The 13,889-nt window shown below is 52.3% G+C and carries 10 protein-coding genes; 7 read left to right on the top strand and 3 right to left on the bottom strand.

The annotated features are described in order from the left end of the window. Positions 1-219: 219 nt before the first annotated feature. The 3 genes from glpC to glpA are packed head-to-tail and all read right to left on the bottom strand — an operon-like array spanning position 220 to position 4,332. Complete coding sequence (gene glpC, locus RSC70_RS12690) at positions 220-1,419, bottom strand: anaerobic glycerol-3-phosphate dehydrogenase subunit GlpC (RefSeq protein WP_025798398.1); 1,200 nt, start codon at positions 1,417-1,419, stop codon at positions 220-222. Continuing rightward, positions 1,416-2,687: a glycerol-3-phosphate dehydrogenase subunit GlpB gene (gene glpB / locus RSC70_RS12685; RefSeq protein WP_332542621.1), complete on the bottom strand. Its 1,272-nt coding sequence runs from the start codon at positions 2,685-2,687 to the stop codon at positions 1,416-1,418. The genes glpC and glpB overlap by 4 nt, the downstream gene beginning before the upstream one ends. Next, the gene (gene glpA / locus RSC70_RS12680; RefSeq protein ID WP_025798402.1) at positions 2,677-4,332 is read right to left on the bottom strand and encodes an anaerobic glycerol-3-phosphate dehydrogenase subunit A; all 1,656 of its coding nucleotides are present in this window, start codon (positions 4,330-4,332) and stop codon (positions 2,677-2,679) included. Before glpA ends, glpB begins: the two co-directional genes overlap by 11 nt. Before the next feature lie 446 nt (positions 4,333-4,778). Here glpA and glpT point away from each other — a divergent pair, with 446 nt between their 5' ends. The 7 genes from glpT (at position 4,779) to exaC (ending at position 13,817) form a co-directional block, all read left to right on the top strand. Beyond that, positions 4,779-6,134, top strand: a complete 1,356-nt coding sequence (gene glpT / locus RSC70_RS12675; RefSeq protein WP_025798404.1) for a glycerol-3-phosphate transporter — start codon at positions 4,779-4,781, stop codon at positions 6,132-6,134. 241 nt (positions 6,135-6,375) lie between these two features. Continuing rightward, positions 6,376-7,428: a glycerophosphodiester phosphodiesterase gene (glpQ, locus tag RSC70_RS12670; protein ID WP_410471304.1), complete on the top strand. Its 1,053-nt coding sequence runs from the start codon at positions 6,376-6,378 to the stop codon at positions 7,426-7,428. Positions 7,429-7,724: 296 nt separating this feature from the next. Further along, on the top strand, positions 7,725-8,003 hold the full coding sequence (locus RSC70_RS12665) for a DUF1471 domain-containing protein (RefSeq protein WP_025798408.1): 279 nt from the start codon (positions 7,725-7,727) through the stop codon (positions 8,001-8,003). A 126-nt stretch (positions 8,004-8,129) separates the two neighbouring features. Then, positions 8,130-8,741, top strand: coding sequence for a glutathione S-transferase (locus tag RSC70_RS12660; protein WP_234619605.1), 612 nt, complete (start codon positions 8,130-8,132; stop codon positions 8,739-8,741). Positions 8,742-8,812: 71 nt separating this feature from the next. Then, positions 8,813-10,216, top strand: a complete 1,404-nt coding sequence (gene selA, locus RSC70_RS12655; protein ID WP_130998861.1) for an L-seryl-tRNA(Sec) selenium transferase — start codon at positions 8,813-8,815, stop codon at positions 10,214-10,216. Next, a complete protein-coding gene (gene selB, locus RSC70_RS12650) occupies positions 10,213-12,081 on the top strand; it encodes a selenocysteine-specific translation elongation factor (protein ID WP_332542618.1) in 1,869 nt (622 codons plus the stop codon). Before selA ends, selB begins: the two co-directional genes overlap by 4 nt. 200 nt (positions 12,082-12,281) lie before the next feature. Then, entirely contained in the window at positions 12,282-13,817 is a 1,536-nt protein-coding gene (exaC, locus tag RSC70_RS12645; protein WP_040046144.1) for an acetaldehyde dehydrogenase ExaC, read from the top strand. Positions 13,818-13,889 lie beyond the last annotated feature (72 nt).

Here is a 13,889-nt window from a genome sequence, read left to right as displayed (position 1 = left end):
TGGAAACAGGATGTTTCCACTAGGGGAGGAGGCGCCAGGGATGGCGCATGCCGACCCGGCGCGAAGATGGCATCTCGGATAAAAGCGCGCGAGTTGAGAGCCCCCGCGCAACGGGGCTCTCATCGGACGCCTTAGATTGGCGTTACATGTGAAAACCGTTATTGATAGGCGGACGAAATCTTCACTGATCCAACATATGCAGTTCTGCTGGGTGAAACCTTACCCCAACGCCCGCGCCAGCAACGAAATCGGATGCTCACATTTCTTACTCGTCGACATCTCAATCTGCCACTTACAGGTTTCGCAGTCCGTCACCACAAGATCCACCCCACTCTCTTCGATCTGGCGGAATAACCCTGCACCAATTCCCTGCGATGTTTCGTAGTTCTCTTTCTTGAAGCCATAAGTTCCCGCAATACCACAGCACTGGGAATCCAGAACCGTCAACTCCACGCCGGGAATCATTTGCAGCAGCGCCAGCGTATACGGCGTCCAGCCCATTTTTTCCATATGACACGGCGTGTGGTACGCGATCTTCATCGGCGTCGATTTCAGTTTTAACTCACGCCCACCGTCTAATAAGCGATAGAGATAGCGCGTTGCCAGCTCAACGTGTTCACGCACCTGCGTGGTATCCACATCCAGCACGTGCGGATATTCATCACGGATGGTAAATGCACAGGTTGAAGACGTGGCGACAACCGGAATGCCTTTGCCAATCACGGCGTCGGTCAAAGACTCTGCGTTAACGCGAGCCTGTTTTTTCGCCTGTTCGATAAACCCATTCGCAATCAGCGGTACGCCGCAGCATTTTTCGCGCTTCAACAGCTGCACGCCGATACCCATGGCGTTAAACACGCTCACCAAATCTTTGCCGAGCTGCGGATGGTTATAGTTAACGAAACAACCGTGGAAGAACGCGACCTGTTCGGCGAACTTAGCCTGTTCTGCGGCCTGTTTTTTGTACCAATGACGGAATGTCCCCAGCGAATATTTTGGCAATTCACGACGATGGTCGATCTTCAGCGCTTTATCCAACAGTTTGCGCACCGGTTTAAGACCGGTGGTCATATTCACAATCGGCGCGAACGGCGTTGATAGCGTCCCCATCAGATCGGTATGGCTGAGAATCGCATCACGCAGCGTCGGCTTATGCTGGCTATAATTTGCTTTAGCGCGTTGGATAATATCGCCAATTTTTACATCTGATGGGCAAGCGACCTCACAGCGTTTGCAGTTGGTACAGTATTTCAACGCATCATCATAAAGCAGAGGATCTTTCAAACGCAGGCGTTCACCATCTGGCCCAGCCTGTTTTGGCCCTGGATAATTCGGGTTAACCTTCGCGACCGGACAATAGGTGGTGCACACAGTGCATTTAATGCAGTTTTCGAAGCTGTTATCTGCGAGCAGGTTCATAGCGCGCCCTCCGCTTTTGCCAAAATTTGTTCCGCCGCATGCAGCGCCGTTAGCATTGAAACACCTGCGCCACAGCCTTGCTGAATAGGATCGTATCCCCCCAGAACGGCACCAATCACTCGTAGATTGCTCACGACTTTGCCACCTATTGTTGGGCGCAATTGCTCATCGGTGCTCACGCCAAACTGCAAATACGGCTGAGGCGCGAACATATTTTCAGTGCTCCAGTTAGCCCGCTCGTTTTCACTGATAACGTCTAAGCCGAACACGGGTTCAGTCACGCCGTTGAAATCAGCCTTAAGCCCATTACTGAAGAAACTACCGCTCGCCAGAACCACGTTTTTCGCCCGCAAAGGAATGTCGGTGTGGTTACGAGTGTAAATTTTCGCCTCTGAGCCCTCTTCCAGATCGGCTCTTAACACCGCATCACCGGGCATAATCACGCCGCCAAGCGCCTGAAAACGGCGGCGAAGCAGATGATGCAAACGCATTCCCAGCACCGATGGCGGCAGCGTTGGCAACAGCAATAACGGCACTCTCACTCGTGAGCGTAGATGCTCTAATGCATCAGCTTGTTCCATGCCAACGCAGGCAGGCATGATGATGGCATCCACCTGCTGGGCAAGGCGGTTAAGTTCATCAATCAATAGCTGTTGGTTATCAGGTAAATCCAACACGCGCGCAATATTCACCGCGCGGAATTCACTTGGGTTATTGCGCAAACGATCTAACGCGGGCAGCGTGAGCTCCGCAATTTTGGTTTCTATGCCCTGCTCGGCCAACGAATTCGCCACCAAATGTGGCTGGAAATCGAGGAACCCTTCAATACCGGTAACCAGCACACGTTCCCACGGCAGCGGCTGATCCAATGCACTCACCGGCACTTCGTTTGGGCTCAGCCACGTTGCTCTACGCGTTCCCAACGGCGTGACGCGTAAATGGTTTTGTTGGCAGCTTCCCACTAACGCCAGCCCGCTGCGTTCCAGCAAACGCTCTGATTCCGCGGCATAACGCACCACGGCATCATGCCCCATTAAGCTATAAGGATGCTGCGGAGCCTGAGCCGCTAAAGATTCCAACTCGGCCAGCGGTTGCTCTACGGCGCTGCCGTCGGGCAGATGGCATAACAAGTCTAGCGAGCCCGAAGAAAAATGCAGCGCGCTTTGACCCGAGCTCACAATGGCGCATTTCTGCCCAGCCTCAGCTAATCGAATACCGCACAATAGCCCAGCTAAGCCGCCGCCAATCATTACCGTGTCAAATTTCATTGTCATTCTCCTGAGCGCCCTGATTCTGCGCAGGTGCTTCCATGCCGCATAAACCTTGGTAAACCCAAGCCGTAAATTCGCTTTCGCGCAGCGCATCGCCCCAAGCTATTGGGCGCACGCCTTTCCAACGTTCATTAAGGAAATGAGAGAGCTGATCGATAGATTGCTTCGGCGTGGTAACTTTAAAACGATTAAGCAGACCCGCGGCGCGGCAGGCGCAAAGCTCGCCCTGACAGGTGCCCATACCCACACGGGTACGTCGGCGCAAATCCACCAGATTATTCACCGTCAGAGAATCAACCGCATAGCGCACTTCCCCTGCGGTTACGGCTTCACATTCACATACCAGACTGTTGCTAAGACGATCGCCCGCCAGCATACGGTCGGCGCGATCGCCATGGCGATAAACCGCCGAACCTCTGATCGTAGCAGGCAACGAGATCACCTTGCGCAGCGTCTCTTCAGCTGAATGTTGTGATCCCGGCAGTGCTTCGGTCGCCGTGGTACACGCAGTTGTAATACCGAGTTTCTCGCAGACTTTATCCGTGGCCCATTCTGCCATCAGGCGATAGGTCATCAGCTTGCCGCCGGTGATCGTGATAAAGCCTTCCAGACCATCACGAACCGCATGATCGAGCAGCACAATGCCGCGGCTCACGTTACGCCCGCTTGGATCGTCGTCGCTAGCAACCAGCGGACGCACGCCCGCATAGGCGCGTAAAATTCGCGTTCTCGCTAATTTAGGCGAAAGCTTCTCGCCCTCGCGGATCAAGATATCGACTTCTTCCGGCGTCACGATCATGTTGTCGATCTGATCGTAATCGATGTGCGTTGAGGTGGTACCAATAAGAGAAATGGTATCGCCCGGCACCAAAATATCGGCATCGGCGGGCTTGCGGCAGCGGTTGATCACCATATTGTTAATGCGATGACCAAGGATCAACAGCGCGCCTTTGGCTGGGAACATGCGTACCCGTAAATCGGCATACTCAGCAATATGCTGGCCCCAGATCCCAGCGGCATTCACTACGATTTGCGCATGAATTTCATAGCTTTCACGCGATTTATGGTCGATAACGCGCACGCCGGTAATACGATCGCCGTGGCGTAATAATCCGCTCACTTCGTGATAGGTCAGCACCTGTGCGCCATGCTCACGTGCATCCAGCATATTGGCCGCGGTGAGACGGAATGGATCGACGGTGCCATCAGGCACCCGTACCGCACCAATCAAAGCGGGGTTAGCGGCAGGCTCAAGACGTAGCGCCTCTTTAGGGTCAATGGCCTGCGCATCAATACCCGCCTTTTGGCAGGCCTCGATAAAGCCAGATTGGAAACCCAAATCATCTTCAGGAAGCGTGATAAACAGGCCATCTGAGCGTTCAACGCAGTGACGGGCAATGCGCTTAAGAATTTTGTTTTCTTCAATACATTCACGCGCGGATTCGCCGTCGGTTACCGCATAACGCGCGCCGCTGTGCAAAAGACCGTGATTGCGTCCTGTTGCGCCAGTCGCTATGTCGTGACGCTCTAATAAAATACAACGCAAGCCGCGGCGTGCGCAGTCACGTGCAATCCCTGCACCGGTCGCACCACCCCCGATGATGATGACATCAGTTTCTTGTGTCGCTGGGCTTTGTAGCATGTGTGGCTCCCGACCTTATTCACAACAATGAATGTACTGATAAGCAATTGTGCTTATTAAGGCATAACCCACACAGAAATTGTTTGATAAGGAGCAAATACGCGCACAAAACGAAAGTGATTAGCGCGTATTTCACCATTTTTGTGATCATTATCACTAGATGTATGTGATTTTTGGTTTCAAAAAATTAACTAACCGCTCAAAATCAGCATCGCATTCATAAAACTGTAACAATTTGCGCGATCTCTCACAGTAACGAAATGCGCGTTTGAATACTCTACGCTCGAAAAAGAAAATGGAATGACCACCACTAAACGGAAAATAGCGTAAGAAAACACCATTGCTGTTCTATTTTTTGTTGGCACACAGCAAACCTTAACCGGGCTCACTGGGGAATCGGTTCAGGATACATATAAAGAAGAGAAAGCCATCGGAGGCATATCTACATGTTAAGTATTTTTAAACCCGCAGCGCACGCGAAGCGCTTGCCTGACGCACAGGTCGATCCGACCTATCGTCGTTTACGTTGGCAGATCTTCATGGGGATCTTCTTCGGCTACGCGGCCTACTATCTGGTGCGTAAAAACTTTACGCTAGCGATGCCGTACCTTATCGAACAAGGTTTCTCTCGTGGCGATTTGGGCTTTGCCCTTTCAGGGATTTCAATCGCTTACGGTTTCTCGAAATTCATTATGGGTTCCGTCTCCGACCGCTCGAACCCACGCGTGTTCTTGCCTGCCGGTCTGATTCTGGCCGCTGCGGTGATGCTCTTTATGGGCTTTGTGCCATGGGCAACCTCCAGCATTGCGGTCATGTTCGTTCTGCTGTTCCTGTGTGGTTGGTTCCAAGGAATGGGATGGCCTCCATGTGGACGTACCATGGTTCACTGGTGGTCACAGAAAGAGCGTGGCAGCATCGTTTCCGTATGGAACTGTGCGCATAACGTCGGCGGCGGCTTGCCTCCACTTCTGTTCCTGTTGGGGATGGCATGGTTTAACGACTGGCACGCGGCGCTGTATATGCCAGCCATCGCAGCCATTGTTGTTGCTCTGATCGCCTTCGGCCTGATGCGCGATACTCCGCAGTCTTGTGGTTTGCCACCGATTGAAGAGTATAAAAACGACTACCCGGATGATTACTCTGAGAAAGCCGAAGAAGAGCTGACCGCTAAGCAAATCTTCATGCAGTACGTGCTGCCTAACAAACTGCTGTGGTACATCGCTATCGCTAACGTGTTTGTTTATCTGCTGCGCTATGGCATTCTGGACTGGTCTCCAACCTATCTGAAAGAAGTGAAACACTTCGCGCTGGATAAATCCTCTTGGGCTTACTTCCTGTATGAATATGCGGGTATTCCAGGCACCCTGCTGTGTGGCTGGATGTCGGATAAAGTATTCCGCGGAAACCGTGGTGCCACCGGCGTGTTCTTCATGGTTCTGGTCACCATCGCCACCATCGTTTACTGGATGAACCCAGCGGGCAACCCAGGCGTCGATATGGCTTGTATGATTATCATCGGCTTCCTGATTTACGGCCCTGTTATGCTCATCGGCCTGCACGCCTTAGAGCTGGCACCGAAAAAAGCAGCGGGTACCGCAGCGGGCTTTACCGGTCTGTTCGGTTATCTGGGTGGTTCGGTTGCTGCGAGCGCCATCGTGGGTTACACCGTTGACTTCTTCGGCTGGGACGGCGGCTTTATGGTGATGATTGGCGGTAGCATTCTCGCCGTTATCCTGCTGTTAGTCGTGATGATCAACGAGAAAAAACATCACGAAGAAATCGCGGCAAACCGCGGGAACTAATCTTTAAAAAGTTTCACTAGGCCGTGTCGTTGCTTCCTGCGTCACGGCCTTTTTTTTACCCCAATAGACCCAAAATAATTCGAGTTGCTTGAAGGCGGCAAGAGAAAGAATCCCGATGAACTGACTCTGGTAAGTGATTCGGGTGATTGAACGCAGCCAACGCATAAGCCACTTGAAGTATGACGGGTAAAGACCTCTAAAAATAAGGAAAACCTCTATGACCCTACGACTCAATGCCATCATGGCAGGATTGCTATTAAGCGGCACGCTGGCGATGAGCGCACAGGCTGCTGATAAAGTGGTTATTGCGCACCGCGGCGCAAGCGGCTATCTGCCGGAACATTCTCTGCCTTCTAAGGCTATGGCTTATGCTCAAGGCGCCGATTTCCTAGAGCAGGATTTGGTGATGACCAAGGACGACAAATTAGTCGTTCTCCATGACCATTATCTGGATCGCGTGACCGATGTTGCCGACCGCTTCCCCGATCGTGCTCGTAAAGATGGGCGTTACTACGCGATTGATTTCACCCTCGACGAAATCAAATCGCTGAAATTCACCGAAGGTTTTGACATCAAAGACGGCAAGCGCGTGCAAAGCTATCCGGGCCGTTTCCCGATGGGCAAGTCTGATTTCCGCATCCACACCTTTGAAGAAGAGATCGAGTTTGTCCAAGGGCTTAACCATTCAACGGGCAAAAATATCGGGATTTACCCTGAGATAAAAGCACCGTGGTTCCACCAGCAAGAAGGCAAAGACATCTCCACCAAAGTGCTACAGGTGCTGAAGCAATACGGCTACACCGGCAAGAACGACAATGTCTATCTGCAATGTTTCGATCCAAACGAGCTTAAGCGCATCAAAACCGAGTTAGAGCCTAAGATGGGTATGGATCTCAAACTGGTTCAGTTGATTGCCTATACCGACTGGAATGAAACCTATGAGAAAAAACCAGACGGGACATGGGTGAACTACGACTACGACTGGATGTTTAAACCGGGTGCGATGAAGCAGATTGCGCAATATGCCGACGGCATTGGACCGGATTACCACATGCTGGTGGGCAAAGATGCCACCCAAGCTAATCCAAAACTAACCGCGATGGTAACCGATGCTCACGCCGCGAAAATGGTAGTGCATCCCTACACCATTCGCGTTGACGCCTTGCCAAATTACGTCAGCAACGGCGATCAGCTTTACGATCTGATCTACAACAAAGCGGGCGTTGACGGCGCATTCACTGACTTCCCAGACAAAGGCGTTCAGTTCCTTGAGAAACAGGGACAACATAAATAATATTTACCCTTTCACAGGGGGCTTTCGCCCCCTGCATAAACATCGTTTTCCCTTCCTCACTATCAATCCTGAAAATCTACACTAAGCTTGAAAGGCGATTAAAAACCGTCTGATTAATTTTGTTAATCATCGAATTTCGGCGGTTTCAAAGAATGAATTCAGGATTGATGCGGTTGTCTTCCGCCTACGTTCCTATATTCCATGCTGTAAAACGTCGTAGATCCATCGTTTGAAGGATGAACTTCTGGCTTTGTCGTTAAGGCCGGTAACTCACAAATAAAATCGAGGATAAAGATATGAACAAATACCTACTTGCTATTGCCGGTGCCTCTCTGCTCTCTTTCTCTGCATTTTCTAACGCAGCTGATGAAATCAAACATTCCGATATGGAGAAATACACCAAAATCGGCGACGTCAGCGCGGAAGTGCGCGACGGCACCATGGATGACATCGTGAAAAAGCTGGAGAAAAAAGCCGAAGAGAAAGATGCTGACGCTTATCGCATCACTTCAGTCGGTACAGAGGGCATGGGCGATATTGCCCGCGGCACCGCCGAAATTTACAAGAAGAAGTAAACTATTTGCGCCACCGACCACTATTCCGTGGTCGGTTCTCCCTTCCCTACCGTAACGTTTCTGCCATACTCATCCCAGTATCCTTTTATAAACTCATCGTTTTGTTAGTGGATAAGGACAGGGACCATGAAACTCATTGGCAGCTATACCAGCCCCTACGTGCGCAAAATCTTTGTTATGTTGTTGGAAAAAGGGCTGACATTTGAATTTGTTAACGACATTCCATGGGAAAGCACCAGCCATGTTCCGCAATATAACCCGCTAGGGAAAATTCCTGCGCTCGTCACCGCCGACGGTGAGATCTTTTATGACTCACCCATCGTTGCCGAATACATCGATCTGTTAGATGCTACGCCAAAATTCGTACCGGAAGATCGCCAACAGGCGCTGCGTGTACGCCAGCTAGAAGCACTTTCTGACGGCATCTGTGACGCCGCGGTTCTATTAGTTCAGGAAATGATGCGCCCAGCCGACAAGCAGAATAGCGACTGGATTGTGCGCCAGCGTGGCAAAATCGATCGCGGCTTAGACGCTTTAGAACGACACGCAAAAGAAGGGAAGTGGCTCAACGGATCGCAGATGACGCTGGCAGATATTGCCACCGGATGCTGTCTTGGCTATCTCAACTTTCGTCGGGTCGCGCCAAACTGGAGTTTAGAGCGCCCTGAGCTGGTTAAACTGGCCGAACGTTTGTTCCAACGAGAGAGCTTTACCCGCACAGAACCACCGGTAACCTGATACTCGCTGTATTCTTGGGCTCTCAGCCTTTATCATATTCATTATTACGATGATAAAGGCGTGAGATCACCATGTCCGCAGACAGCCAGACTCTTTATAGCCAGCTCCCCTCCGTCGATACGCTGTTACGCGACGAAACTTTCCAGTCTTTGTTGGAAAACTATGGCGCACAGCTCGTCACCCAAACTTTGCGCAGATTGCAACAGCAGGCGCGCGACAGCATTCGCGTTCAGCAAAAGCTTCCCGCATGGTGTGAAAACTGGGCTCTTGCAGTCGATCATCAGCTTTCGCTCAGCCAAAAAGATGCCCTCCAGCAGGTCTTTAATCTGACTGGAACCGTATTACATACCAACTTAGGCCGAGCCCTTCTAGCAGAGCAGGCTATCGACGCCAGCGTCATGGCAATGCGTCACTCCGTCACGCTGGAATACGATCTCGACGGCGCAGGCCGTGGCCATCGCGATCGCGCGATCGCCGACCGCCTGTGTGAATTAACCGGCGCGGAAGATGCCTGCATAGTTAACAATAATGCGGCTGCGGTGCTGCTAATGCTGGCAGCGCTGGCGAGCCATAAGCAGGTTATCGTTTCACGCGGTGAACTGGTTGAGATTGGCGGCGCATTTCGTATTCCCGACGTCATGCTGCAGGCCGGATGCGAACTCACGGAAGTGGGTACCACCAACCGAACTCACCTTAAAGACTATCGTCAGGCCATCAACGAAAACACCGCGTTGCTGATGAAAGTACACACCAGCAATTATGCAATTCAAGGATTTACCTCCGCCGTAGAGGAAGCCGAGCTGGTGACGTTAGGCCGTGAAACGGGAGTCCCCGTTATTACCGATTTGGGCAGTGGTTCACTGATTGATATGGCCGCCTACGGTCTTCCCGCCGAGCCAATGCCGCAAAAGCTCATTGCCGACGGCGTGGACTTAGTCAGTTTTTCCGGCGATAAATTACTAGGTGGGCCGCAGGCTGGCATTATCGTAGGCAAACGTGCGCTGATCGAACAGCTGCAAAACCATCCGCTTAAGCGCGCGCTTCGCTGCGGTAAAATGACGCTGGCAGCGCTTGATGCCACGCTCCAGCTCTATCAACAGCCAGATAAACTCGCTCAGGCTTTGCCGACGCTGCGCCATATGACCCGTACCGAAGCTGAGATCCACGCCTGCGCCGAACGCCTATTGCCGCCATTACAGCAGCGCTTCGCCAAGCAGTTTAACGTGAGCATCACGCCTTGCCAGTCGCAAATCGGCAGTGGTTCGCTGCCCGTTGATCGCCTGCCAAGCATCGCAATCACCCTGATGCCGCACAGCGGTAAGGGCGGCGAACTCGAAGCGCTGTCTCAGCAATGTCGCTCGCTATCCCGCCCTGTAATTGGCCGTATCAGTGAAGGAAAACTGTGGCTCGATCTGCGCTGTTTAGAAGATGAAGAAGGACTTTTACACGCGTTATTACAGGAGTTACGTCCATGATTATTGCTACCGCTGGGCACGTTGACCACGGTAAGACCACGCTGTTACAGGCGCTGACGGGCGTGGATGCCGACCGTTTACCGGAAGAAAAACGCCGTGGTATGACCATCGATCTCGGCTATGCCTATTTGCCATTAGATGATGGCAACGTGTTGGGTTTTATCGACGTTCCCGGCCATGAAAAATTCCTCGCCAATATGTTGGCAGGCATTGGCGGTATTCCTCACGCCCTGTTAGTCGTGGCCTGCGACGACGGCGTTATGGCGCAAACGCGCGAACACCTAACGCTGCTGCGCTTAGCAGGTAAACCGGCATTAACCGTGGCGTTAACCAAAGCCGACCGCGCTGATAGCGATCGTGTGGATGAAGTCCACCAGCAAGTCACTGACGTACTGCATGAAATGGGCTGGTCTGACACACCGATTTTTACCACCGCAGCCGCTCAAGGTGAGGGTATCGATGAGCTGCGCGACCATCTTATTGCCCTTACCGAAACACCAGCCCATCTCGATCAACGCTTCCGTTTAGCAATCGACCGTGCTTTTAGCGTGAAAGGCGCGGGTTTAGTGGTTACCGGCACCGCACTCGCAGGCCGCGTGAAAGTGGGTGACAATCTATGGCTAACCGGTTGTGATAGACCCGTGCGCGTGCGCGGCATTCATGCTCAGAACCAACCGTCTGAACATGCCCATGCGGGTCAGCGTATTGCACTAAACCTCAGCGGCGACGTCAGCAAAGAGCAAATCAGCCGCGGTGATTGGCTGCTGGCACAGCGTCCTTCGGAAACAGCGAGCACGCGTATTTTAGTTGCGCTTGATCTCATTGCGCCCATCCAGCACTGGCAACCGTTACATCTGCATCATGCCGCAAGCCACATTACGGGGCGTATCTCGTTATTGGATGAACAGGCTCCGATGGAAGGCGTTCAACTAGCTGAACTGGTGCTCGATAGCCCGCTGTGGTTGGTCGAAAATGACACCCTGATCATGCGCGATATTTCAGCACGCAGTACGCTAGGTGCTGCTCGGGTATTGCAAACCACCTCACCGCGCCGTGGTAAACGTCTGCCTGCATTTTTAGATTGGCTAAAACAGCTCGCCAATGCCCAAAGTGATGCCGAGGTATTAGCCTTGCGCCTGCCTAAAGGCACGCTTTCTATTCCTCAGTTCGCCTGGGAACGCCAGCTCACGGCAGAACGCTGTAGCGAACTTTTCCATGCAGATAATCTGCTGGTGGTGGGCGACTACGCGTTATCACGCGAAATAGCGGAACGCTTCCAACAGCGTTTGTTAGACACGTTGGCGCTGTTCCACGAGCAGCATAACGATCAGATGGGCGTTGGCCGCGCGCGCCTGCGCCGTATGGCACTGCCCGTCGAACCCGAATCGCTGGTATTTGCCCTCATAAATCATCTGCTGGCTAATCAGCAAATCGTCAACAGCCGTGGCTGGCTGCACCTGCCACAGCATGGTTTAACCCTAAGCGACGCCCAGCAGGCGCTGTGGGAGCGCACGCAGCCATTGATTCAGGATGCGCCGTGGTGGGTGCGCGATCTGGCCAATGAAGTGAAAGCCGAAGAAAATGAAATGCGCCAATTACTGCGTCAGGCGGCATTGCTTGGCTACATCACCGCCGTGGTCAAAGATCGTTACTATCGCACCGAGCGTATGCACCAGTTTGCCGATTTGATCCGCGCCATGGACGCCACGCAGGGCAGCACTTCCGCCGCTGATTTCCGCGATCGTCTGGGCGTAGGGCGCAAGCTAGCGATCCAAATTCTGGAGTTTTTTGATCGCAGTGGCTTCACTCGCCGCCGTGGAAACGATCATCTACTGCGAGATAGCGCGCTGTTCAAAGACGATTAACGATCTATCATGGCTTTTTGGTGCGCATTTGCGCACCAAACTGTGATCCCTTCCGAATAAATACGCCCTCCTTGTCCCTCATATATTCAGCCACGCTACGCTTATAGAGCTATATATACCCGCCATACTGCAAGCAGCTTGAAGTATGAAGGGTATAAACGTTTCACTGTACCTGACACTATGGACTCAAGGAGACAGTAATGACGAATCACGCTCTTGATATTCTCACTCCCGGCAGCGGCAACTCTCCCCTCAAACTCAAATCACGTTATGAAAACTTTATCGGCGGAAAATGGGTGCCACCCGTTGAAGGAGAATATTTCTCTAACTTGACCCCAGTTACCGGACAAGCACTTTGCGAAGTGGCCAGCTCCAGTAAAAAAGACGTGGATTTAGCGCTCGATGCCGCCCACGCAGCCAAAGATGCCTGGGGGAAAACCTCGGTACAGCAACGCGCCAGCGTGCTGTTTAAGATTGCTGACCGCATGGAGCAAAATCTAGAATTGCTGGCTCACGCTGAAACGTGGGATAACGGCAAACCGATCCGTGAAACCCTGAACGCCGACGTTCCTCTTGCCATCGATCACTTCCGTTACTTTGCCTCCTGTATTCGCGCTCAGGAAGGGGGTATCAGCGAAATTGACAGTGAAACCGTGGCCTATCATTTTCATGAACCGCTTGGCGTCGTGGGACAAATCATTCCGTGGAACTTTCCGCTGTTGATGGCCTGCTGGAAAATGGCGCCAGCGCTGGCGGCAGGCAACTGCATCGTACTAAAACCCGCTAAGCTAACGCCGATGTCTGTGCTTATCATGATGGAGCTGATCGGCGATTTGTTGCCAGAAGGCGTGCTCAACGTGGTAAACGGTGCCGGTGGCGAAATTGGCGAATATCTCGCAACCTCACCGCGCATTGCTAAAGTGGCGTTTACCGGCTCCACAGAAGTGGGTCAGCAAATCATGGGCTATGCGGCGAAAAACGTGATCCCCGTTACGCTTGAACTGGGAGGAAAGTCCCCCAATATTTTCTTCGCCGACGTGATGGACAAAGAAGACTCCTTCTTTGATAAAGCGCTGGAAGGATTTGCTATGTTCGCCTTTAACCAAGGTGAAGTCTGTACCTGTCCAAGCCGCGCGCTGGTGCAGGAATCGATCTACGAACGCTTTATGGAACGCGCGATTAAACGTGTGGAATCCATTCGCTCGGGCAACCCGCTCGATAGCAATACCCAGATGGGCGCTCAGGTTTCCGCAGGTCAAATGGATACCATACTGAAATACATCGAGATTGGTAAAAAAGAGGGCGCGCGCGTACTGACCGGCGGCGGCAAACGACTCTTAGAGGGTGGACTAGGCAGTGGATATTATTTAGAACCCACCATTCTGTTTGGCAAAAACAGCATGCGCGTTTTCCAAGAAGAGATTTTTGGCCCAGTACTGGCCGTCACAACGTTCAAAAATCAGGCGGAAGCGCTTGAGCTGGCTAACGATACCGACTACGGCCTCGGCGCAGGCGTATGGACGCGTAATGGTACCGTCGCTTATCAAATGGGCCGCGGAATTCAGGCCGGCCGCGTGTGGACAAACTGCTACCACGCCTATCCAGCACATGCCGCATTCGGTGGCTATAAACAGTCTGGCATCGGGCGTGAAACCCATAAAATGATGTTGGAGCATTATCAGCAAACGAAATGCCTGCTGGTCAGCTATAGCGAAAAACCACAAGGGTTCTTCTAATACGAAAAGGTATTAGGCCAATAAACCCTATTTTCCCTCTCCCCTTCACAGGGGAGAGTTAAACTGGCGAGC

It is taken from the genome of Hafnia sp., from assembly GCF_036648275.1.
GTDB lineage: Bacteria > Pseudomonadota > Gammaproteobacteria > Enterobacterales > Enterobacteriaceae > Hafnia > Hafnia alvei.
The sequence above is the reverse complement of the archived record's forward strand: the minus strand, read 5'-3'. Positions and strand labels throughout refer to the sequence as shown.